At 69.2% G+C, this 22,484-nt stretch carries 18 protein-coding genes; 5 read left to right on the top strand and 13 right to left on the bottom strand.

Annotation, left to right across the window (positions count from 1 at the left end):
* Window positions 1-13: 13 nt before the first annotated feature.
* The 10 genes from BLR21_RS28445 to BLR21_RS28400 all read right to left on the bottom strand — a co-directional run bounded on the left by BLR21_RS28445 (window position 14) and on the right by BLR21_RS28400 (window position 10,778).
* Window positions 14-2,779, bottom strand: a complete 2,766-nt coding sequence (locus tag BLR21_RS28445) for a DNA internalization-related competence protein ComEC/Rec2 (protein WP_090010502.1) — start codon at window positions 2,777-2,779, stop codon at window positions 14-16.
* A gap of 945 nt (window positions 2,780-3,724) precedes the next feature.
* Window positions 3,725-4,423: a ComEA family DNA-binding protein gene (locus tag BLR21_RS28440; RefSeq protein ID WP_090010499.1), complete on the bottom strand. Its 699-nt coding sequence runs from the start codon at window positions 4,421-4,423 to the stop codon at window positions 3,725-3,727.
* Between the two features lie 87 nt (window positions 4,424-4,510).
* A complete protein-coding gene (locus BLR21_RS28435; RefSeq protein WP_090010595.1) occupies window positions 4,511-5,404 on the bottom strand; it encodes a DegV family protein in 894 nt (297 codons plus the stop codon).
* A gap of 20 nt (window positions 5,405-5,424) precedes the next feature.
* Window positions 5,425-6,138, bottom strand: coding sequence for a diglucosylglycerate octanoyltransferase (gene octT, locus BLR21_RS28430; RefSeq protein WP_090010496.1), 714 nt, complete (start codon window positions 6,136-6,138; stop codon window positions 5,425-5,427).
* Window positions 6,135-6,740 carry a histidine phosphatase family protein gene (locus BLR21_RS28425; RefSeq protein WP_090010493.1) on the bottom strand — a complete coding sequence of 202 codons (606 nt, stop codon included), beginning with the start codon at window positions 6,738-6,740 and terminating at the stop codon, window positions 6,135-6,137. Before BLR21_RS28425 ends, octT begins: the two co-directional genes overlap by 4 nt.
* A gap of 8 nt (window positions 6,741-6,748) precedes the next feature.
* Window positions 6,749-7,132, bottom strand: coding sequence for a ribosome silencing factor (rsfS, locus tag BLR21_RS28420; RefSeq protein ID WP_090010489.1), 384 nt, complete (start codon window positions 7,130-7,132; stop codon window positions 6,749-6,751).
* Between the two features lie 142 nt (window positions 7,133-7,274).
* The gene (cspE, locus tag BLR21_RS28415) at window positions 7,275-7,478 is read right to left on the bottom strand and encodes a transcription antiterminator/RNA stability regulator CspE (protein ID WP_030468099.1); all 204 of its coding nucleotides are present in this window, start codon (window positions 7,476-7,478) and stop codon (window positions 7,275-7,277) included.
* An 85-nt stretch (window positions 7,479-7,563) separates the two neighbouring features.
* The gene (gene nadD, locus BLR21_RS28410) at window positions 7,564-8,145 is read right to left on the bottom strand and encodes a nicotinate-nucleotide adenylyltransferase (RefSeq protein WP_090010486.1); all 582 of its coding nucleotides are present in this window, start codon (window positions 8,143-8,145) and stop codon (window positions 7,564-7,566) included.
* A gap of 181 nt (window positions 8,146-8,326) precedes the next feature.
* Window positions 8,327-9,496, bottom strand: a complete 1,170-nt coding sequence (locus BLR21_RS28405; RefSeq protein WP_090010484.1) for a cytochrome P450 — start codon at window positions 9,494-9,496, stop codon at window positions 8,327-8,329.
* 16 nt (window positions 9,497-9,512) lie between these two features.
* On the bottom strand, window positions 9,513-10,778 hold the full coding sequence (locus BLR21_RS28400) for a glutamate-5-semialdehyde dehydrogenase (protein ID WP_420843917.1): 1,266 nt from the start codon (window positions 10,776-10,778) through the stop codon (window positions 9,513-9,515).
* Window positions 10,779-10,993: 215 nt separating this feature from the next.
* Here BLR21_RS28400 and BLR21_RS28395 point away from each other — a divergent pair, with 215 nt between their 5' ends.
* The 3 genes from BLR21_RS28395 to BLR21_RS28385 all read left to right on the top strand — a co-directional run bounded on the left by BLR21_RS28395 (window position 10,994) and on the right by BLR21_RS28385 (window position 16,170).
* Window positions 10,994-13,078 carry a RecQ family ATP-dependent DNA helicase gene (locus BLR21_RS28395; RefSeq protein ID WP_090010478.1) on the top strand — a complete coding sequence of 695 codons (2,085 nt, stop codon included), beginning with the start codon at window positions 10,994-10,996 and terminating at the stop codon, window positions 13,076-13,078.
* Between the two features lie 355 nt (window positions 13,079-13,433).
* Entirely contained in the window at window positions 13,434-14,087 is a 654-nt protein-coding gene (locus BLR21_RS28390) for a helix-turn-helix domain-containing protein (protein WP_176929830.1), read from the top strand.
* Between the two features lie 4 nt (window positions 14,088-14,091).
* On the top strand, window positions 14,092-16,170 hold the full coding sequence (locus tag BLR21_RS28385) for an ATP-binding protein (protein ID WP_090010471.1): 2,079 nt from the start codon (window positions 14,092-14,094) through the stop codon (window positions 16,168-16,170).
* Here the strand turns inward: BLR21_RS28385 and BLR21_RS28380 are convergent.
* Together BLR21_RS28380 and BLR21_RS28375 are read right to left on the bottom strand one after the other, a co-directional pair.
* Window positions 16,116-16,415 carry a hypothetical protein gene (locus BLR21_RS28380; RefSeq protein ID WP_143027899.1) on the bottom strand — a complete coding sequence of 100 codons (300 nt, stop codon included), beginning with the start codon at window positions 16,413-16,415 and terminating at the stop codon, window positions 16,116-16,118. The genes BLR21_RS28385 and BLR21_RS28380 overlap by 55 nt on opposite strands.
* Window positions 16,412-17,599: a hypothetical protein gene (locus tag BLR21_RS28375; RefSeq protein ID WP_143027898.1), complete on the bottom strand. Its 1,188-nt coding sequence runs from the start codon at window positions 17,597-17,599 to the stop codon at window positions 16,412-16,414. Before BLR21_RS28375 ends, BLR21_RS28380 begins: the two co-directional genes overlap by 4 nt.
* 151 nt (window positions 17,600-17,750) lie before the next feature.
* Between BLR21_RS28375 and BLR21_RS28370 the strand changes: the two genes are divergently transcribed.
* Both BLR21_RS28370 and BLR21_RS28365 read left to right on the top strand, forming a co-directional pair.
* Window positions 17,751-20,630 (top strand): AfsR/SARP family transcriptional regulator, encoded by a 2,880-nt coding sequence (locus tag BLR21_RS28370; RefSeq protein WP_176929829.1) that lies wholly within the window; start codon window positions 17,751-17,753, stop codon window positions 20,628-20,630.
* 241 nt (window positions 20,631-20,871) lie between these two features.
* Complete coding sequence (locus tag BLR21_RS28365) at window positions 20,872-22,056, top strand: cytochrome P450 (protein ID WP_090010458.1); 1,185 nt, start codon at window positions 20,872-20,874, stop codon at window positions 22,054-22,056.
* Here the strand turns inward: BLR21_RS28365 and BLR21_RS28360 are convergent.
* Entirely contained in the window at window positions 22,034-22,444 is a 411-nt protein-coding gene (locus BLR21_RS28360) for an anthrone oxygenase family protein (RefSeq protein ID WP_256334988.1), read from the bottom strand. The two genes, BLR21_RS28365 and BLR21_RS28360, sit on opposite strands and share 23 nt — an antisense overlap.
* Window positions 22,445-22,484 lie beyond the last annotated feature (40 nt).

The raw sequence follows: 22,484 nt of genomic DNA, 5'->3' as shown, positions 1-22,484 counted from the left end.
TCCCCGAGCCGTTTCACGTCCGGACATGAACACGTTGGCTCACAAGGAGATCGCGTCCGTCTTGAGCCAGCCCGTGCGCGGGAAGCGTTGCAGGCCATCCACCACGTGCGGCCCGACCGCCTCCACGGTCGCTCGCCATGCCACGATCCGTTGCGGCCACGGGGCTTCCGCCTTGAGTGCGTTGTAGTGGTAGTCGTGCCAGACGTCCGGCGCGATCCGCAGCGCGTCGTCGAACACGTGCTCCGCGGCGAGGTCGTACGCCTCCTCCGGTGTCGCCGCCTTCGTCGGCGGCAGCGCGTGCGTGGTCGTCGCCTTGTGCGTGACGGCGCGGGTGCCGTCTTCGAGTGTTTCGCAGATGTAGTAACCGAAATCTGGTTTCAGCTCGTCGTGCGGCCACGGCGTGGCCGAGTAGTTCGTCTGCCACAGCGCCCATGCGAGGCCCGGCGTGCCACCGGGAATCGGGTAGCGCGCGTTGAACAACCTGACCCAGACCATCTCTTCTCCTTCGTACGATTCGGTTTCCCGGCAACACCGCCAGGTCGCCGTCCTTGTCCGTGCGCAACACCAACGCACCTGCCGCCCGCAACACGTCGATGACGTGTGGGCTCGGGTGCCCGTACCTGTTGCCCGCGCCGACGCTCACCAGCGCCACCCGAGGCCGCACGGCCTTCAGGAACGCGGGCAGCGAGTACCGCGAACCGTGGTGCGGCACCTTGAGCACCTCGGCGCTCAGGTCCCGCTCCCCCAGCAACGCCGCCTGGCCGGTCAGTTCGACGTCACCGGTGAGCAACACCCGGCCCGCCCTCGTGTGCGCCCTGAGCACGAGCGAGTAGTCGTTCACCGTCGTGTTCTCGGCCCCGGCGATCGGCGGCCGCCTCGGTCCCATCACCTCCAACTCCAGTCCTGGCAAGGCGAACCGCTCGCCTGCCTTCGGCTCCACGACCCGCACGCCGTGAGCGCGCGCCCGTTCGCTGACCTCCCTCCACGCCCACGCGGGCTCCTTGAGCGGCCCGACTGCCACCGCCCCCACCGCACGACCGGTGAACACGGCGTCTAGGCCGCCGACGTGGTCCGCGTGCAGGTGCGTCAGCACCACCAGCGGAATCCTCTTGATTCCCAGCGTTTTCAGACACCGGTCGACCGCGCCGGGATCGGGCCCGGTGTCGACCAGCACCGCCGTGTCGGCGGCGTCGGTCGCGAGGACCAGCGCGTCGCCCTGGCCGACGTCGCAGCTGACGACCTTCCACCCGGCAGGCGGCCAGACCGGCGCCACGACTCTCACCGGCACCAGCACCACGAACCCGCCTACGAGCACCGCGACGACCAACGTCCGCGTCTTCTTGAACCGCACCAACAACACGACCACGGCGGTCACGACCGTCAGCGCGAACGCGCCGGCCCAGCCGTCCGGCCAGCCGACCGCCGCGCCGGGCACAGCCGATGCCTGCCGCCCGACCGTGATCAGCCAACTCACAGCGGGCCCGGCGACGTGGGTGACCACCTCGGCCACCTGGGGCGAGAGCGGCGCGACGGCCGCCGCCAGCACACCCAGCACGGTCGCCGGCGCGACCACCGGCCCGGCGACGAGGTTGGCCACCACCGACACCAGGCTCACCTGTCCGGAGAGCCCGGCCACCACCGGCGCCGTGGCCAGGCTCGCGGCCATCGGCACGACGATCGCCTCAGCCAGCCCGTTCGGCACGCCACGCCGTTTGAGCGCCCGCGCCCACTTCGGCGCGACGAGCACCAACGCCGCCGTCGCCACCACGGACAACGCGAACCCCGGATCACCACCCAGCGCCGGATCGTGCAACACCAGGACGAGCACCGCCGTCGCAAGGCTCGGCACCGCGGACCGTTGCCGGCCCAGCACCAGCGCCAGCAGCGCGACAGCACCCATGACAGCGGCCCTGAGCACGCTCGGCTCCGGTCCGGCCAGGATGACGAACCCGACCAGCGCCGCCAGGGCGGCGAACGCCGCCGGACGTGGACCGAGGCGTCTGGTGAGCAGGTAGACCGCCCCGCAGACGATGGCCAGGTTCGCCCCGCTCACCGCGAGCAGGTGGGCGAGGCCGGCGGTCCGGAACTCCTCCACGATGCGCGGCACCATCTGCTCGGTGTCGCCCACCACGAGGGCCGGCAGGAGCCCGGCTTCCTCGTCGCCGAGGACCTTGCTGGCCTGTCTCAGGCCATCGCGGAGCTCGTCGGCCCAGGTCTGCCAGACCGGTGCCGGCCACGGGTCCTGCGGCGGACCGCGCACCCTCAACAACGCCGACGCCAGGTCGCCGCCCCTAGAGGGCGCAAGAGTGCCTTTGACCGTGACCTTCTGCCCTGGCAACAGATCTCGCCACTTGTCCGCCGGGGCCAGCAGCACCAGCTGGGCGCCGTTCGCCGTCGCTCTGATCACGACGTTCTCCACGCCTGCCTGGGTTCCGCCGAAGCCCGCGGCCCGGATTCCCTTCGGTCTGGTGGTGAGTTCGACGGTGAGGGTGGTGCTGCGGCCTTCGTCGGCGGCCAGATGGAGTGGGTGGGACTCGGCTCGCAGGACGTTGCCGCCCACCCAGGCCGCGGCGACCGGGCCGGAGATCAGGAGCGCTATCGCGCAGGTCCTGTTCCACCAGGCTCTTCGCCACGCCGTGAGGCCGACGGCTCCTGCGGCCAGACCGGTGAGCACTGCGGCCTGCCAGCTCAGGAAGAGACCGGCCACGGCTGTGGCCCAGACTGCCGCGGCTGCCGGGACCAGGCGGAAGTCGTGGGTTACCGGGTGTTTGCGAGGCATCGGGGCCTCCCCTGTCCGGTGGGAGGTCTCGGGTCATGGGTGGGGCTGCCCTGGCGTGGTCGCGGAAGCTTCGGGGGACGGTGCGGGAGGGATTGCGCCTGCACTTGGGGGTGCCTGGCCGTGGGGTGGTGCCAGGCGGTGGGGTGGTGCCAGGCGGTGGGGTGGTGCCAGGCGGTGGGGTGGTGCCAGGCGGTGTCGATGCGCGGGTGACGGGTGCTGCGGACTGACGGCATGGCTGACTCCGATCGGTGACGGAAAGTGGGCTCCGGGCTGAGATCGCGGCTCGGAACGCTGTAGGCGGGTCCGGCTGGATTGGTGGGCTGGCCGGGAGGACAGGTCAGGAGCCCGGCCGCGGTGAGGCGGTGGATTCACCTGGGCGGTCGGGGTGGTGTGGGCTGGGCGGCGGACTGATGTTGGGGTCGCGCGGCTCGTTTTCGTTGGTACGGCGGCAGGTTCAGGGCGGCTGCACGGTTGCGGCGCATATGCGGCACTGCCGTTGCATGACGACGGGCGGAGCAGCAGCGGCTGGCGCAGCAGCGGCTGGCGCAGCAGCGGCTGGCGCAGCAGCGGCTGGCGCAGCAGCGGCTGGCGCAGCAGCGACAGGTGAAGCAGCGGCGGCCGGAGCAGCAGCGGCGGCCGGAGCAGCAGCGACAGTTGAAGCAGCGGCTGGCGCAGCAGCAGCGAGTGGTGAAGCAGCGAGTGGAACAAGCGGAGCCGGGCGCGGTGGTGGAGGTGGCGGGAAGGAAGTGGCCAGCAGGTGGCGGAGCGCGGTGTTCAGCGGGCGGCGCCGGCGGCGGGGCGAGGTTGGGGAGCGGTGCAGGGGGAACGTGACGGCCAGCGGGCGGGCGAGGTGGTTGTGGTCCGCTGGGAAGCGGGATGGGCTGGTTAGCTGGAGGTACTGGGCTCTGGTGCGGTGGTAGAGGGCCAGGGCCTTGGTCGCGAGGGTCATGTGTGGACCAGCTTGGCCAGCTTGGCCAGCTTCGATTCGCCGATGCCCTCCACGTCGCGGAGTTGGTCCACCGACGCGAACGGGCCCTTGCGGGTGCGGTGCTCGACGATGCGTTGAGCCGTCACCGGGCCCACGCCGGGGAGGCCGTCCAGTTCGGTCGCGCTGGCGGAGTTCAGGTTCAGCTTCGGCTGGGACCCACCGGCCTGGGCCGCGCCTGCCTGGAGCGGGGGTGGGATGCCCACCGCTATCTGTTCGCCATCGGTGAGTTTGCGGGCCAGGTTCAGGTTGTACAGGTTCGTGCCCGGCTTCATGCCTCCGGCGAGGCGGACGGCGTCGGCGACTCGGGCGCCTGACGGTGCTGTGATCAGGCCTGGGGTGGCCACCTCGCCGACCACGTCCACGACCAGCTCGGGGGCCGGGACCGTGGTGCTCACCAGGGCCAGGTCCGGGGCCGGCTCGGCGGCGGAGCTCTGCCACCAGCTGCCCAGGCCTATCACCGTGCACGCCACGGCCACGCCGAGAGCGAGCAGGCCGCGGCGCGGGAGGCGCGGCAGGCGGAAGCGGCGGCGGGGCGAGCCGTGTTCGTCCGAGTCCTCTGATCGTGCGTAGACCAGGGTCGGGTCGGCTCTCACCTTGTCGGCCAGGGCGGCCAGGCGTTCGGTCGGGAGGGAGTCCTGGTGGGAGCGGGGGAACATGCGAGCGACGTTACGGAGCGGGATGGGTGGGGAGGTGGGGTGAGCTCCGGGGCTGTGGATTACTCGCGGGTTGTGGACAGGTCGCGATCACTCGCGCATCGGGGACGAGGAATTGTCGGGGGACTGTGGGAGGCTGTCGGGTCCTCCCGGCAGCACCACGACGCCCAGCACGCCTGGGCCCGTGTGCGCGCCGATCACCGCGCCGACCTCCGAGATCACGCATCCCGTGGAGCCGGGCAGCCGTTCGTCCAGGCGGGTCGCCAGTTCGGCGGCGCGTTCGGGAGCGGCCAGGTGGTGCACGGCCAGTCCGACGGGACCATCGCCCGCCGCGGCCGCCGCCAGGTCGACCAGACGGCCCACCGCGCGGCTCATCGTGCGCACCTTCTCCAGCGGGACGATCCGGCCGTCGTCCATGTGCAGCAACGGTTTCACAGCCAGCGCGGTCCCCACCAGCGCCGCCGCCGTACCGATTCGCCCGCCTCGGCGCAGGTAGTCCAGCGTCTCCAGGCAGAAGAACATCCGCGTCTGGTGAGCGGCCGCGGAAGCAGCGTCCTCGACCTCGGCGTGCGAGCACCCGGCGGCCACGGCCGCACATGCGCGCAACACCGAGAACCCGAGCCCCATGCCCGTCGACCGCGAGTCGACAACGCGAATCCGAGTAGGACCGACCTCCTCCGCAGCCAGCCGTGCGGCTTCCCACGTCCCGGACAGCTCACGAGAGAGATGCACGGACACGACCGCATCTGACGACGACAGGGCCTCTCGGTACACGGCGGCCATCTCGCCCGGCGTGGGACGTGACGTGGTCACCCGGCGGTGCTCGGCGAGGGCACTGGCCAGTTCGAAAGGACCGAAGTCGACGCCGTCGAGGCGTCCGGCACCGTCCACCGCGACGTGCAGCGGCACCACGGTGATCGCATGGCGCTTCGCGAACCCCTCGGGCAGGTATGCCGTGGAGTCGGTGACGATGGAGATGCGCACGAGCGACGAGCCTACGGGGCTCACTCCTCCGAGGGACTCAACGCCACGGACGAGATCAATGAGGCCATCGCCTTGCCCACGAGTTCGTGGCCCTCCCAGCCCCAGTGCATCCCGTCCGGGTTTCCGGCACCGGACCGCACGTGCTCCCCGATCACGGCGGGCAGGTCCAGCAACGGCACGTCCGCACCCGCGGCCCAGCCACGCACGGCCGCAACCGCAGCCGCGTGCCCCTGATGGGCGTACGCGTACGTAGCCGCGCGATGCACCGACGGCACGATCCCGACCGCCGGCATCGTGTACTGGAGATTGCGAACGGACTCCAGCATGTCCCGCAGATAACGCGCGGTCAGCGCAGGAGGCAACGACGCCCGCGTGTAAGGCGCCAACCGGGGCTGCACGAACTGATACCGCGCACGCACCCACCGCCGTAGCCAGTCCGGCCGCACATAACGCAGCCCCTCGCGCAGATACGTCGGCAACGGCGAGGGCAGCGTGTCCATGCTGCCCACCGCGAACACCAGCACGTCCGTACGGGGCAGCAACGACCAGATCCGTGGATCCCCGGTCAACGCCCACCAGGCGTCCCGCGCCGTCCACCCGAAGCCGGCCGCCAGCTCAGCCGTTCCACCCAGCGCCTCGGCACAGATGTTGTGCCACAGGCGTGGATGATCAGCGGGCAGCGGCCCGGACGGCCCGAAGAACGACAGCGAGTCCCCGAGGACGAGCAGTCTCAACGCGTGGTGCCCGCGTTGTACGACGTCAGCCGCCAGAGGTCGTTGCGCCGGGTGAACACGGTCCAGTGGCAGTTCGAGATGCCACCGAGCTGCGACCAGTTCTCCACCGGCAGGCCGAGCAGCCGGCCGGTCAGGGCGCTGATCAGGCCACCGTGCGCGCACAGCAGCACGGTGCCGGAGAACTCCGCGTCCACCTCGTGCACGACCTTGATGGCCCGCTCGGCCACCTCGACGCGCGACTCGCCGTCCGGCGGCACGAAGGTCGGATCGGTGCGCCACACCGTGACCGCGCCTGGCCACTCCCGCTCCACCTCGGCCACGTTCAGGCCCTGCCACTTGCCCAGGTGGGTCTCGCGCAGCCGTTCGTCGATCCGTAACGGAATGTCCGTCGACGAGGTGAACACCCCGGCGGTGTTGCGCGCGCGTTGGAGGTCGGACGCCACGACGATCTCCGGTTCGAACCCGGCGAGCACCGGCACGGCGAACCTGGCCTGGTTCAAGCCGGTCTCGGTGAGCGCCGAGTCCAGATGACCCTGCAGACGACCGGTCGCGTTGTAGTCGGTCTCACCGTGCCGCCACAGCACGAGCCGGCTCAGGGCCATCAGCTACCTCATTCAGCCTTGGAGTCGGCAGGGGCGTCCGCTTCGAACTCGATCCGCGGGCAGTCCTTCCACAGCCGCTCCAGGCCGTAGAAGCTGCGCTCCTCCGTGTGCTGAACGTGCACCACGACGTCCACGAAGTCCAGCAGCACCCACCGGCCCTCGCGGGCCCCTTCGCGGCGCACCGGCTTCGTGCCGGCCTCCCGCAGCTTCTCCTCGATGTTGTCGACGATCGCGCCGACCTGCCGCTCGTTGTGAGCGGACGCGATCACGAACACGTCGGTGATCACGAGCTGGTCGGAGACGTCGAGCACCGTCACGTCGTGCGCCTTCTTGTCGGCCGCTGCGTTCGCCGCGACCAGCGCCAGCCGTCGTGCCTCGTCGGTGGCTGCCACGTCACTCCTCTGACTTCCGGCGAGCGTCGATACGCCCACACGAGTTACTGAGGGTACCGGCGCGCGCCAACGGGTACTCCACACCCACGCATGACGAAGGCCACCTCAGCGCCCTGAGGTGGCCTTCCCCGGTGCCGAGGCCTTAGAGCGGGCGGACCTGCTGGGCCTGCGGCCCCTTCTGGCCCTGTCCGACCTCGAACTCGACCTTCTGGTTCTCTTCGAGCGAACGGAAACCCTTGGACTGGATCTCCGAGTAGTGCACGAAGACGTCGGCCGAGCCGTCGTCGGGCGCGATGAAGCCGAAGCCCTTTTCGGCGTTGAACCACTTCACGGTGCCTGTAGCCAAAGTCTTGCCTTCCACGAACCAGCAACAACCCGCTGATTGTTGCTCCCCGAGCGCTCCAATGCACGCAAAATCCACTCGAACGTGGTTACGACTCGGAGTACAGGCCTGTTTTAGCGATGTATTGGACGACACCGTCGGGGACCAGGTACCAAACGGGCTGCCCGGATGCGGTACGCGCGCGGCATCCGGTCGAAGAGATCGCCATGGCCGGTACCTCGACGAGCGACACCGAGCCGGGCGGCAGGTGGCGGTCGTTCAGCGTGTAGCCCGGACGGGTGACGCCGATGAAGTGGGCGAGCTCGAACGCGTCCGCCGCGCGCTTCCACGACAGGATCTGTTCCAGCGCGTCCGCACCCGTGATGAAGAACAGGTCGGCGTCCGGGTACTGCTTCTTGAGATCCATGAGCGTGTCCACGGTGTACGTGGGGCCCTCACGGTCGATGTCCACCCTGCTGACCGAGAACCGGGGGTTGGAGGCCGTGGCGATGACCGTCATCAGATAACGGTCCTCGGCTGCGGAGACCTCCCGCGACGCCTTCTGCCAGGGCTGACCCGTCGGCACGAAGATCACGCGGTCCAGGTCGAACCTGGCCTGCACCTCGCTGGCGGCCACGAGGTGGCCATGGTGGATGGGATCGAACGTGCCACCCATGACGCCGATGCGCATCAAAGCAGCGTAGACCGGCGCCGGGCCGCTCCCATGACCCAACGCCGGTCGTGCTGATCACACCGCACGGCTCAGGGGGAGGACGAGCCGTGCGGGGCGCGGCCCACCCCGAAGCAGAGCCGCGCGCATAGGAGGAACGTGCCGGCCGCTCCCCCATTACGCGACTGGCCCAAGATTTTTCTCACCAGGCCACGACAAGCCTCAGCGGGCCCCTGACCAGCGAACCCCTGCGGAACTCGACGGGCTCGGCGAGCCGCAGACCGGGCAGGCGGCGCAGCAACGTGCCCAGCGCGACCTGCAGTTCCATCCGTGCGAGCTGCGAGCCGAGGCAGAAGTGGATGCCATGGCCGAACTGCATGTGCTGACCGACCTCGCGCTCCAGGTCCAGCTCGCCGCCGTTGGCGTACATCGCCTCGTCGCGGTTCGCCGACGACGCGACCACCAGCACGGTGTCGCCTTCCTTCACCAGCGCGTTGCCGACCTGGACGTCCTCGGTCGCGATGCGGGGGAAACCGGCGCCACTGCCCAGCGGGATGAACCGCAGCAGCTCCTCGATGGCGTTCGGGAGCTTGTCGGGGGCCTCACGCAGGCTCTTCATGGCGTCCGGGTGCTCGAACAGCGTCACGACGCTGTTGGCGAGCATGTTCGCCGTCGTCTCGTGGCCCGCGACCAGCAACGTGATGCCGAACCGGACGAGTTCGTCCTCGCTCAGCCGGTCCTCGTTGTCCCGTGCGGCGACGAGCGCGCTGATCAGATCGTCCGTGGGGTGCGCACGGCGTTTCGCGACGAGTTCAGTGAAGTAGGCGTACAGCTTCATGACGCCGTCCGTCGCCTCTTCAGGCGTGTGGCCACCGACCGTGGACAGCGCCTGGTTCGACCACCTGCGGAAGTCCTCGCGGTCCTCGAACGGCACGCCGAGCAGCTCGCAGATGATCGTGATCGGGAACGGCATGCTGAAGCCCTCGACCAGGTCACCGGGGTTGTCCAGGCGGTCGAGCAGTTCGTCGGTGATCTGCTGGGCGCGCGGCCGCAGTTCCTCGATCCGGCGCACCGTGAACGCCTTGGACACCAGCCTGCGCATGCGCGAGTGGTCCGCGCCGTCGTGCGTGAGGATCGACCCGCCCGGCGCGATGAGGGGCTGCATCCGAGGCACGTCCTGGCCGACCGTCCGCGCACGGCTGAACCGCGGGTCGCCCAGGACGAACTTCGTCTCTTCGTAGGACGTGACGAGCCAACCCTCGCCGCCGTACGGGTACGTCACGCGCGAGACGGGTTCTTCGCGCCGTAGCCGTTCATAGGTCGGATCGAGGGTCAGGCCGTCAGTTTCGGAGAACGGATAGGTGGGAGCCATGTCTCCGAACGTAGAGCTACGCCTTCGGGCGTGTGTGTCCTTCGCCCCACACGACCCATTTAGAGGACGTCAGCTCAGTCAGGCCCATCGGACCGCGTGCGTGCAGCTTCTGCGTGGAGATGCCGATCTCCGCGCCCATGCCGAACTCCGCGCCGTCGGTGAAGGCCGTGGAGGCGTTGACGAACACCGCCGCCGCGTCCACACGGGCCGTGAACCGGCGTGCTGACGCGACGTCGTTCGTGACGATCGCCTCGCTGTGGCCGGAGCCGTACGTGGCGATGTGCTTCACCGCGTCGTCCAGCGAGTCGACGACCTTCGCCGCGATGTCGAGGCTCAGGTACTCGGTGCCCCAGTCTTCGTCGTTGGCGGCGACCACGTCGGACTGCCGGGCGAACTGCTCGTCGCCGTGGATGGTCACGTTCTCCTGCTGCAGCGCCTTGGTGATGCGCGGGACGAACTCCGCCGCGACGTCCTTGTGCACCAGAAGGGACTCCGCCGCGTTGCACACGCTCGTGCGCCGCGTCTTGGCGTTGAGGACGATCGCCTCGGCCATGTCGAGGTCGGCGTTCGCGTCCACGTACACGTGGCAGTTGCCGACGCCGGTCTCGATCGTGGGAACCGTCGCCTGCTCCACCACGGCGTTGATCAGACCCGAGCCACCGCGGGGGATCACCAGGTCCACCAGGCCACGCGCGGTGATGAGATGGGTGACGGACGCGCGGTCGTGGCACGGCAGGAGCTGCGCGCAGTCGGCCGGCAGATTCACGCTTTCGAGTGCGTCGCGCAGGACGGCGACGAGGGTGGTGTTGGAGTGCTCGGCAGTCGAGGAACCCCGCAGCAGCGCGGCGTTGCCCGACTTCAGGGCAAGCCCGGCGGCGTCGACCGTGACGTTCGGACGGCCCTCGTAGACCATGCCGACGACGCCCATCGGGACGCGGACCTGCTTGAGCTCCAGCCCGTTCGGGAGGATACCGCCGGTGATCACCTGACCGACCGGGTCCGGAAGTCCCGCAACGGTTTCCAGGCCGGTGGCGACGCTGTCGATGCGCGCTTCGGTGAGGGTGAGACGGTCCAGGATGTTGTCCGGGAGACCCGCTGCCCTGCCGGCTTCGAGGTCCTTCTGGTTGGCCTCGATGATCTCTGGCGTGCGCTTGCGGAGCGCGGCGGCCATCTCGAGCAGCGCGGTGTCCTTGCGCTCACGGGTGGCGAGGACGAGTTCGTCGGCGGCGACACGGGCGCGGCGAGCTGCCGCGTGCACCTGATCGCGCAGGTCATCAGTCACGCAACACAGCTTACGACCTGGTCCGGGACGCACTGGAGCGAGTTTCCGACGCCCGCGAGTTCGCGTCGGTCGTCCGGCCACCGATTCAGGTCAACCGCCGAAGGCGATTCGGCCCGAATCGGTGGCCGGACGACCGGCTTCCCGGCGAACTCGCCGCCGTCTGCGGAGCAGCGGCAAACAGACACTGTCAGACCCGCCTGGCAAGCTTGCGCCTCATGGACGACATCGCGTTGCGTGGACTGGCGGAGGAACGGCTCCGGGCACTGGCGGGCCCTGGGGCGGAGCTGCGCGAGGACCAGTGGACCGCGATCCACACTCTCGTGGCCCAGCGCCGCAGAGCGCTCGTCGTCCAGCGCACGGGCTGGGGCAAGTCGGCCGTGTACTTCATCGCGACGGCGTTGCTGCGTCAGCTCGGTGAGGGCCCCACGGTGATCGTGTCGCCGTTGCTCGCGTTGATGCGCAACCAGATCGACGCGGCGGCGCGGGCCGGTGTGCACGCGGTGACGATCAACTCGGCAAACCCCGGCGAGTGGGACGCGGTGCAGGAGCAGGTCGCGGCCGGCGAGGTCGACGTGCTCCTGGTGAGTCCGGAACGGCTGAACAACCCTGACTTCCGTGATGCGGTGCTGCCGTCGCTGACGGCGTCGGCGGGCATGCTCGTCGTCGACGAGGCCCACTGCATCTCGGACTGGGGCCACGACTTCCGGCCGGACTACCGCAGGCTGCGGACGTTGCTGACGGAGCTGCCGCCGGGCGTGCCGGTGCTGGCGACGACGGCGACGGCCAACAACAGGGTGGTCCACGACGTCACCGAGCAGCTGGGGCTCGGCGCGGACGAGGGCACGCTGGTGCTGCGCGGGCCACTGGACCGGGACAGTCTGCGGCTGTCGGTCGCGTTGCTGCCGACCGCGGAGTCGCGCCTCGGGTGGCTCGCCGAGCAGCTCGACCGCATGCCGGGTTCCGGGATCATCTACACGCTCACGGTCGCGGCGGCGGACGACATCGCGGCGTTCCTCGCCTCGCGCGGGTTCGCGGTGGCCGCGTACTCGGGCAAGACCGAACCCTCCGAGCGTGAGCGCGCCGAGGAAGACCTGCTGAACAACAAAGTCAAGGCGCTCGTCGCCACCTCCGCCCTCGGCATGGGTTTCGACAAGCCGGACCTGGGGTTCGTCGTGCACGTGGGCGCCCCGTCCTCCCCGATCGCGTACTACCAGCAGATCGGCCGTGCGGGCCGCGGCGTCGAACGGGCCGAGGTGGTCCTGCTGCCGGGCCACGAGGACAAGGACATCTGGGCGTACTTCACGTCGCTGGCGTTCCCGCCGGAGGTGGTCGTGCGGCAGGTGCTGGCCGCACTCGACGGCGCGGGCAAACCGCTTTCGACGGCGGCGCTGGAACCGAGGGTGGAGCTGTCCCGCGGCAGGCTCGAGGTCGTGCTGAAGGTGCTGGACGTCGACGGCGCGGTCCGGCGGGTGCGCGGCGGCTGGGAGTCGACGGGCCGGCCGTGGGAGTACGACGGCGAGCGGTACGCGCGCATCGCCCAGGCGCGCAAGGCCGAGCAGCAGGTGATGATCGAGTACCTGCGCACCGGCGAGTGCCGGATGAAGTTCCTGCAGGACCAACTCGACGACCCGACCTCGCACGAGTGCGGCCGCTGCGACAACTGCACCGGCGAGCGGTTGTCGGTCGAGGTGTCCGAGGTGGCGGCGGAAGCGGCTCGCGAACGGCTGCTGCGTCCCGGCCTGGACGTGGCGCCGCGCAAGATGTGGCCGACGGGCATGGCCGCGATCGGCGTCCCGCTGTCCGGCAAGATCCCCGCGACCGAGGTGGCGGCCACGGGCAGGGCGCTCGGCAGGCTCACCGACATCGGCTGGGGCAACCGGCTGCGCGACCTGCTCGCGGACGGAGCCGACCGCGAGATCCCGGACGACGTGTTCGCGGCGTGCGTGAAGGTGCTGACGGCGTGGGGCTGGGACGAACGGCCGGTAGGCGTGGTGACGGTCGGTTCGCGCCGGCGCCCGGAGCTCGTCGGCAGCTTCGGGCACAAGATCGCGTCGATCGGGCGGCTGCCGTTCCTGGGCACCGTGTGGCTCGGTGAGTCGACGCACCGGGCCAACAGCGCCCAGCGGCTGGCCGGGCTCGTGCGGGCAGGCGAGGTGCCCGACATTTCAAATGTCGATGGCCCCGTCCTGCTCGTCGATGATCACATCGACACGGGCTGGACCATGACCGTGGCCGCCAGAACGCTGCGTCAAGCAGGGGCTTCGGCAGTACTCCCATTCGCGTTGGCCACCACGAACTAGACACGCTGGGTGTGTCTTTATCGATATGGGCATTTCGCTGAACAGTTATCCACCCAATCTAATGGGTGACAATCCGGAGATACAAGCAGAACGATCTTTGCCGTTTGCTACGGTGCTCGACGACACATTCGTGCCCTGAGCCTGTTTCACCCTGTGGGATCGACCACGTTCCGGTCCTTCACAGTTGACATGGGACGACAGCGGCACTCGCCGTCGTCCCGCCCGATTTCCCATGGATGTACGGCCTTTTGGCGTACGTGAAGGCGACACCGGTCGCTTCGAACGTAACGTCTGGAAGGCGTTCCCGATATGGCGCTTTGGATCCCGACACGAACTGCTGCACACTCAAGGAACGGTGCGCACGACGGGGGAGCTCACCATGCCATCGCATAGGGAATTGTGGAGCCAACTCAATACGGACGAAGAACTCGCGCACGATCTTGTCGCGTACCGGCCCGCTCTGGGCGAACGACTGGTGGCACTGCGCGAGGCGGGTGGCTATTCCCTTAAACAGGCAGCGAAGCTGGCTGGTGTTCGCCCGGAGACGTTGAAGTTCTACGAAGAGGCCGTGCACCGGCCGTCAATGCCGAGGTTGATTCGGCTGATGACGCTGTACGACGCGGATCCGATGGAGTTCCTGGCCGAGATCGCCAGCACCGTGCGTCCCCAGTCGAAGTCCGAACCGGTGTTCCAACGGCAGGTCGAAGCACTGCTCTACTTCTGCGGTGTGACACCGGAGCAGATGGCTGACGGCAAGCACCAGGTGCACAAGACCGGCCGAACCCCGGCACCGATCACCGCACCGCTCGGCGAGGTGCTGAAAGGCCGCAGGGACGACCATCCCGCACGCGTTCAGGGCGGTTTGCTGCTGCGCCGCGAATACGAGGCAGGCGCCAGCATCCGTGCGCTGAGCGACAAGCACCGGCTGGCTTTCGGCACCATCCGCGCCCTTCTGGTGGAGGCGAACACCCAGCTGCGCGGACCGGGCAGAGCTCACGGAACAGCTTGACCGCATGGACGAGCCCGCCGACTCGACCCGCAACCGGATCACCGGTGCCGTCACGGGCACGAGCGTGCAGGCGGGGGTCATCGAGGGCGGCCTGCACCTGCACCCGTCCGAACCCGTTCCGGTACCCCGCCAGCTTCCTCCCCCGCCCACGAGGTTCACCGGACGCACCGCGGAACTCGCCGTGCTCGCGGAAGCCACGAGCTCCGTCGTCGTGCTCAGCGGTCCCGGCGGTGTCGGCAAGACGGCGCTGTCCCTGCAGTGGGCCAGATCCGTTGCGGACCGATATCCCGACGGGCAGCTCTTCGTCGACCTCAACGGCTTCAGCCCGCGAGCGTCGATCGATCCGTCGGAGGTTCTCGGCGCGTTCCTCCGCGCGCTGGGCACCCCGCCCGAAAAGGTTCCGGTGCACCTTCCGGAACAGACGGCGCTCTACCGCTCGCTGACGGCGGACAAGGCACTGCTCGTCCTGTTGGACAACACGTTGTCAGCGGCTCAGGCCCGGGTGCTCGTCCCGTCGTCATCACGCAGCCTGGTGGTGGTCACCAGCCGAAGCAGGCTCGTCGGACTGGTCGGTGATGGCGCGCAACTGGTGGAAGTCGCTCCGTTGCCGGCGGCATCCGCGTACGCCATGTTCGCCGGCGCTGTCGGAGCCGCAAGGGTCGCGGGGGAACAGGGTCACACCGCGCGCCTCGTCGCGCTCTGCGACGGGCTGCCCATCGCCATCCGGGTGGCCGCCTCACGGTTGCTGGCCCGCAGGCACTGGTCCGTGCGGCGGGTGCACGACGAACTCGTCGACGAACGGTCGCGGCTCGTCAACCTGTCACAGTCAGGAGATCTGTCCGTGCGTGCCACGTTCGACCTGTCGTACAAGCTGCTCGACCCGCGGGCCGCCGCGGTGTACCGGCGGCTGAGCCTGCACCCCGGCGACGACTTCGGGCCCGGCCTCGCCGCGGCGGTGCTCGACGACGAGGACGCGGACGCCCTGCTGGAACGGCTGGTCGACGTGAGCCTCGTAGAGGAGCACGCGGAGGACAGGTACCGCTTCCTCGACCTGCTGCGGCTGCACGCCGGGCAACGGCTGGAAGCCGATGACACGGCCGAGGAACGCGCTGCGGCACTGCGACGCATCATCGAGTGGTACCTGTACACGGCCATGCGCGCCGACGAGGTGCTCACGCCGTACCGCAGACGACTGCCGTACGCGTTCTCGTCGCCGCCGAGGTCGGTGCCGTCGTTCGCGGACCGGGACAGTGCGCTCGGCTGGCTCGAACGGGAGCGGCCGAACCTCGTCGCCGTCGGGCGCGCGGCCTTGGACCACGACCTCGCCGAACTCTCGTGGCACATGTCCGACGTCATGTGGCCGCTGTTCCTGCTGCTGAAGCTCTACCGCGACAGACTGGACGCCGACGAACGCGGTGTCGCCGCCGCTCGCCGATGGGGCAACGAGTTCGCGCTGGCCGACATGCTCAAACGACTCGGCCTGGTGTTGACGAGCCTGGGCGACTTCGACCAGGCGGAACGGCACCTGACCGAGTCGGTGGAGCTGTGGGCACGCATGAACGACCAGCGCGGTCTGTGTGACGCCCGCGAAGGACTCGCGTTGCTGTACCAGGCATCCGGCCGCACCGAGGAGGCCACGGCCGAGTTCGGGCGGCTCGCCGAGGCCAACCTCGCGCTCGGTGCGACGCGGTCGGCCGGGCTCAGTTTGATCAACCTCGGTCGATCGCTCGTCGATCTCGGTCGCGCGGCGGAGGCGAGGCCTGTGCTGGTGCACGCCGAGCAGCTCTTCGGCGAGCTGGGGCAGGATCCGTACAACCACGCCCGCGCGACCATCGCACTCGCCGCCGCGCACTGCGGCACCGGCGACCTCGGGACAGCCGCACAACGGGCCGAGGACGGGTTGCGCGCGATGACAGCGGCCGGTTCGGACAAAGGCCGAGCCGACGCGCTGCACGTGCTGGGAACGGTCGCGCAGCGGGAAAACCGTCTCGCCGACGCGCGCGACCACCTCGGTGCCGCCGAAAAGATCTACCGGTCGCTGGGCTCTCCGCTGGCGGACATCGTGCGCACCCAGCTGACGTAGACGTGCTCGGCCACGCCCGGCCGCCACGTCGTGGCGTGCAGCAGCCCTCCTTGCCTGCCGAGGAAGACGACCTGCCCGCGCGGGAGCACGACAGCGACCAGCGTCAGGCCAGGCAGCTGTTCGAACCACATCCTCGCGGCGCGCCGTCCCCCGGACAACGACGACGCGGACGTGCGCAGAACGTCGGCACAGGCACGCGGAACGGCCGGATCGCGCACGTCCACCACCACCGGGTCCGGGCTCATGACCACACCCGCGGAACGTCGACGGGGCTCAGCGCCCGGTGCGCGCCCGGCACCGTCAGCCCGAGCAACCGGTAGCAGGACTCCCGCAGTCCGGCGGCGGCCAGCCCCGGACGTGAGGTCACCAGCGGCGCCACCTCATCCGCGAGGTCGTCACCCGCGACGAGCTGCGCGGCCAGTGGCTCGCCGCTCCGCAACCGCTCCGCGAGCCCTCCCAGCCTGGCCTGCGGGGAGTCATCCACGACCGCGAGCCGCCGCGGTGGCTCGACGAGCGACACCCGCCGGCCGATCGCGGCGGCGTAAGCGGTTGTGGAGCCGTGATCACCGATCACGTGGTCCGCGGCGACGATCGCGGCACGCCAGTCGAGCTCCGGCGTGAACAACCGCAGCCCGGCGTCGACGCAGTCCGCGAGCCACGCCTTCACCTGTCTCGGCCCGTGTCCGTACCAGATCGCCGGGTGGCACAGCGCGGCCACGCGGAACCGGTCGGCCGGCAGTTCCTCGAGCAGCCGGGGAATGAGCTCCAGGTGGGCGCCGAACAGCGAGTCGCCGCCCCACGTCGACGTGACCACCACAAGTGTCTGCTCGGGCTCGACGCCCAGGGCGGCGCGGTAGGCAGGGCGCGAGGGCAGGCTCGCGGTCAGCCGATCGAGGGTGAGATCACCGATCACCTCGGCCACGTCCACGGCCTCCAGGCACTGGTCGCGCAGCACTTCGAGCTGGCTGTCGTGGGAGAGCACGACCAGGTCCGCAACGGGTTTCCCGTTGTGCAGCAGGCGTTGGCCGTCGAGCCCGTAAGGCCTCAGTTCGCCGGTCGTGCTCCGATGTCCCTTGGAGTACCCGGCACCGTGTGCCATCGCGACGACGGGCGCGTGCACCCGGTGCAACGTGCCGTACGCCGCCGCCAGCGCGAGGTCGAACCGTTCCCGGATCGCCTGTTCCCAGGGCAGCACCACCGCCCCGGTCGAGCGCAGGAGCTCCTCCACCCCGTTGCCGAAGACGTCAGGAGCCTGGGTGAAGACGACCTGCAGGCGCGGGTCGGTCTCCAGCAGTTCGACGGCCTCCAGCACACGCTCACCGCTTGTCACCGTGTGCACGACGGCGAGGACGGTGCGCAGACCTTGCCGCGTCACCCATTGCCGGGCGTTGATGCCAACCGGCACGTCAAGCCATTCGGATGCGCCCATGACCCACCCTCTTTCCAATCCAGCGAGAAACCCCCCTTGGGCCAATGCGAGCATCCGGGTGCACTTTGCCAATGGACTTGCACTTGTCTTGCAAAACTGTGCCGACGGACTGACAGGGCCGTTAAAGTATTGCAGCGGGGAGGGGTGCCCTGTGAAGTTCACGATCTTGGGAAAGACCGCGCTGGAGATCGGCACAGCGTCGATCCCGCTCGGCGCGCGTAAACAGCGCGCTGTCCTCGCGCTGCTCCTGCTGCACGTCAGAAGGCCGGTACCGGTGGAGATGCTGGTCGGTGTGCTGTGGCCGGGCCGGACGCGGGACGAGGTGCGCGGCAACGTCCACGCCCAGGTGAGCCGAATACGGCGAGCACTGGAGAATTCCGGTCTGGGCCGGGCTGTCGTCAATGACGGCGACGCGTACCGACTGGACATCGATAAGGACATGGTGGACTACCACCATTTCTGCGCTCTCGCAGATTCCGGACGAGCCGCGATCGCGGTCGGTGATCATTCGACCGGGAAAGCTCGCCTGCGCGAAGCGATCGAACTCTGGGGTGGAATTCCACTCGCGGACGTGCCGGGCGATTGGGCCGAGCAACGACGCAGTGCCATGGAGAGCAACGATTTGCTGCACGCGTACCAGGCACTTTTCCAGGCCGAAGTCCAGCTGCGCGAGTACACCGAGGTACTCAGGGAGCTGGTGCCGCTCATGGAGGAGAGGTACCCGCACGACGACATGCTCGCGTTCCAGCGCATGAAGGCGATGGAGGGGCTCGGCGACCGGATCGGCGCGGCGACGTTCTACGTCCGGCACCGCCAGCGGCTCATCCACGAGTTCGGATCGGAGCCGTCCACGGAACTCGTCCAGTTCCACACCCAGCTGCTTGCCCTGGACAAGACCGGCGAGCGGACGGCTGAGGCTGCCGCACCGGTCTCGGTGTTCCCCCGTGCCACCAGCTTCACCGGCCGCGCCGGTCTGCTGCGCAGACTGGACGGGTTCCTCGGCCTGCCCGGCACGAGCCCCGTGGTCGCGTTGCACGGCATGCCGGGGGTCGGGAAGACGCAGCTCGCGGTGCACTGGGGGCATCGCAACCGCGCCGCCTTCCCGGACGGCAGGGTGCTCCTCGACATGCGGGGTTACGGGCCTGACGAACCGCTGACCGCCGACAACGCGATCTCCCTGCTGCTCGACCGCCTCGGCGTGCCGATCGAACAGATCCCCGCCGCGCCGGAACGCAGGCCCGCGGTGCTGAGCCGGGTACTGGCGGATCGGCGGATCCTCCTGGTGGCCGACAACGTCAGGGACGCCGACCACGTGCGGGGGCTGCTCGACGCGGTGCCCGACTGCTTCGTGCTGCTCACCAGCCGCGACCGGCTGCACAGCCTGACGATCAGCGCGGGCGTGACCGCGATCAGCGTGCCCGGACTGACCACGGCCGAGTCGGTGGAACTGCTGCGCTCGACCATCGAGGACCGGCGGACGGAGGACGAGCCGGGGCTGCTGGAGATCGCCGGGTTGTCAGGCGGGCTGCCGCTGGCGTTGAAGATCATCGGCCAGCACGTGGCCGACCGGCCGCTGGAGACGCTGAGCGAGCTGGCCGGACAGCTCAGGGCACAGCGGGACCTCTTCGCCGACGACACGGACGACGACTTCTTCACCCTGTCCGCGGCGTTCTCGTGGAGCTACCGGGCGCTGACACCGGAGACCGCCCGGATCTTCCGCCTCATCGGACTGCACCCCGGCACACGAGTCAGCAACGAGACCGCGGCCGCGCTCGCGCACATCACGCCGGAGCAGGCGATGAAGCACCTCCGCCAGCTCACCCGGGCGAACCTGGTCGATCTCGACGTGGCCGGCGCGTACCGCCTGCACGACGTGACTCGCGCCTACGCCCACCAGTGCGCCATGCAGGCGGAACTCTCCGCCGACCGGCGGGACGCGATCATCCGCCTGCTGACGTTCTACGTGGAGACGAGCAGCGCGGTGAGCAGCAGGCTCTCCCCGCAGAGCCCCGAGGTGCCCGCGCTGGAGATCGCGGGTGTGGTGGCTCCACTGGCGTTCCCCACGGACCAGGCCGCGCTGGACTGGTGCGCGCACGAGCGAGGAAACGTAGTAGCGGCAACAAAACTCGCGGCCGCCAAAGGACTGCACGAACATGCATGGCGGATTCCGGCCGCCTTGCAGGAAGCGCTCGAACGGTCTGGCTTCTACGACGACATGGTGACGTGCCACGAACTCGCACTCGAATCCGCGGCGTTGAGCACCGACCTGGAGGCCGAGCCGGGCACCAGGAACAACCTGGGCCTCATGTACGTCCGGGTGGGACGACTCGATGAGGCATTGGAGCAGTTCCAAGCCTCGCTGGAACGGTCACAGGCGATCGGTCACGAGCCTTGTGAGGCGGCCGCCCGCTATCACATCGGTGTGGTCCTGTTCGAACGCGGAGACGAGCACGCCGCGCTGCACCACTACCAGTCGTCGCTCGCGATCAACCGCAGGTTGGGCGGTGTCGAAGGCGAGGCTTTCGCGCTCCACCGCATCGGTATGGCTCACCACCGGCTGAACGACTTCGCCGAGGCTCTGCAGGCCTATCAGGAAGCGCTGCGGATTCGCGTGTCGATAGGACACACCCGCGGCCAGGGCGCGACGCTGACCGAACTCGCGGCGCTGCACCAGCAGATGGCCGAGCCCGAGATCGCCCTGGAGTACTGCCTGAGTGCCCTGCGAGCGCACCAGTCCACGAGCGATCGCGTCGAGACGTGCCACGCGATGCAGGTGCGCGCGGCCATCGAGTTCGACCTGGGTGACTTCCCCGCCGCCCACGAACACGCCGAGCAGGCGATCGCCCTGGCCTGCGAGGTGCACGAGTCCGCGACGCAGGTGAAGGCCATGCACCTGCTCGGACACGTGCTCATCGCGTTGCAGCGGGAGCAGGAGGCGCTCGGCATCTGGCGTGAGGCGCTCGGCCTCGCCTCCCCCGACGGGCTCATCAGCCAGACGATCAGGTCCTACCTCGCTGGTACTGATCAGTAACCGACCCGGTTGGCCGAGGTTCGATCTGGCCTGGCATGCTTCCTCGCTATGATCACCTCTACTGCGATCGCTATGGCAGCCGCCCTGAGCTGCTGGTGGATCCGCTACGCTTGACCCTCTCATCCAAACTTCGCCGCTGGGCTCGCCGATCTGCGGATCGGCGAGCCCTTCGCCGTTGGGGTGATGCCGATCCCGTTCGGGGCGGATCCGGCCGCCTGCGCGGTGTGGCACTGTCAGCGGCATGACTCCGGACGTCGTGCGGTACCGGCAGGCCGACTTCCTCGCGAGCCTGTACCGGCGGTTCGGGCCGGTCGTGCGGATGGGGCCCTACACCTACCTCCTCGGGCCTGAGGCGAACCGGTTCGTGTTCGCCCACTCCGAGCTGTTCGAGGTGGAGCGGGCGTTCCAGTCGCTGGTGCCGGTGGACGGGCCCACGTCGTTGATCGTGAGCGACGGCGAGGACCACAAGCGGCGGCGGCGGTTCGTGCAGCCCGCGCTGGCGCACCGGCAGATCGCGAGCTACGTGCCGGTCATGCGGGCCAACGCCGAGGCGACGATCGACGCGTGGCGGCCGGGCGAGACGGTCGACGCGTACCAGGAGTTCCGCCGGGCTATCCGGCGCAGCACGATCTACGCGTTGTTCGGCGAGGAGTTGGCGCAGGAGTCGGACTTCTTCGGTGCGCACCTGCAGGTGCTGATCAACCTGATCGACCGCAACCCGGCTGTCGTCACGCTGCTCAGAACGATGAGAACTCCGGCCTGGCGCAACGCGATGCGGGCGCGCAGGGCCGTCGACGCGCGGGTGTACCGGGCGATCGAGGAAACGCGCCAAGGGAAGACGGCCGGTGACGTGCTCACTTCTCTCGTGGAAGGTGACGGGCTCAGTGATCTGGAGGTGCGCGATCAGATCGTCACGCTGATCGCGGCCGGGTACGAGACAACCAGCGGCGCGATGGCGTGGGCGGTGTTCAACCTGTTGCGGCACAACGGGGTCTGGGAGCGCGCGCAGCAGGACGACGACTACCTGGGCAACGTGGTCAACGAGACCCTCAGGCTCTACCCGCCTGCCGTCGTCTCGGCGCGGGTCGCGACGCAGGCGTTCGAGTTCGCCGGGAAGAAGATCAGGCAGGGCACGTTCCTGCTGTACAGCCCGTACGTCACGCATCGGCTGGCCGAGGTGTTCCCGGACCCGCTGAAGTTCAACCCGGACCGCTGGGAGACCAGGCCGGCCCTGCACGAGTTCCTGCCGTTCGGCGGTGGCCCGCACCGCTGCATCGGCGCCGGGCTCGCCACGACCGAGCTGACCGTGATGCTGAAAGCGTTGCTACAGAGGCCTAGACCCGAACTGCTACCCCAGCGCATCACACCGACCGGTCTCGCTGCGATGCGGCCCAAGCGCGGCCTCAGAATCCGAGTAGCAGGGTGACCATCGAGGCGAGGCAGGCGACGGCGCGCACGTGGTTCCAGATCGTCCACGTCCGCAGGTACTGCGGCCAGTAGGCGTCGTCGGTCTGTTCGAGACGGTTGTTCATCGGCACGTTGACGAACATCGTGAGCACGACGCAACCGACGACGTAGAGCAGGCCGCCGGCGATCCTGCCCTGGAAGACCTCGATGCCGCACAGCACGGCGTTGCCGAGGAACACCAGCAGGAACAGCGGGTTCTGGATCCGGACGTTGATCCGGCGCATCGCCTCGCGTGCCGCGGAGGCGGGCAGGTCGGCGAGTCCGGGCATGACGGCGACGGAGAAGGCGAAGAACAGCCCGGCCATCAGACCGGAAGCGGTGGCTGCGATCAGCGTGATTGTCCCCACGGCGCTCACTTTGACCGCTGAGCGCCGGACTCTCAATGAC

Origin of the sequence: Lentzea albidocapillata subsp. violacea, assembly GCF_900100275.1 — a bacterium.
Lineage (GTDB): Bacteria > Actinomycetota > Actinomycetes > Mycobacteriales > Pseudonocardiaceae > Lentzea > Lentzea violacea.
This window is presented reverse-complemented; position numbering and strand designations above follow the sequence as displayed.

Bases quoted from the DNA above. Each gene is read 5' to 3' on its own strand.
- BLR21_RS28445 (WP_090010502.1), bottom strand. From the start codon at position 2,779: ATGCCTCGCAAACACCCGGTAACCCACGACTTCCGCCTGGTCCCGGCA.
- BLR21_RS28440 (WP_090010499.1), bottom strand. From the start codon at position 4,423: ATGTTCCCCCGCTCCCACCAGGACTCCCTCCCGACCGAACGCCTGGCC.
- BLR21_RS28425 (WP_090010493.1), bottom strand. From the start codon at position 6,740: ATGGCCCTGAGCCGGCTCGTGCTGTGGCGGCACGGTGAGACCGACTAC.
- nadD (WP_090010486.1), bottom strand. From the start codon at position 8,145: ATGCGCATCGGCGTCATGGGTGGCACGTTCGATCCCATCCACCATGGC.
- BLR21_RS28405 (WP_090010484.1), bottom strand. From the start codon at position 9,496: ATGGCTCCCACCTATCCGTTCTCCGAAACTGACGGCCTGACCCTCGAT.
- BLR21_RS28395 (WP_090010478.1), top strand. From the start codon at position 10,994: ATGGACGACATCGCGTTGCGTGGACTGGCGGAGGAACGGCTCCGGGCA.
- BLR21_RS28385 (WP_090010471.1), top strand. From the start codon at position 14,092: ATGGACGAGCCCGCCGACTCGACCCGCAACCGGATCACCGGTGCCGTC.
- BLR21_RS28380 (WP_143027899.1), bottom strand. From the start codon at position 16,415: ATGAGCCCGGACCCGGTGGTGGTGGACGTGCGCGATCCGGCCGTTCCG.
- BLR21_RS28375 (WP_143027898.1), bottom strand. From the start codon at position 17,599: ATGGGCGCATCCGAATGGCTTGACGTGCCGGTTGGCATCAACGCCCGG.
- BLR21_RS28365 (WP_090010458.1), top strand. From the start codon at position 20,872: ATGACTCCGGACGTCGTGCGGTACCGGCAGGCCGACTTCCTCGCGAGC.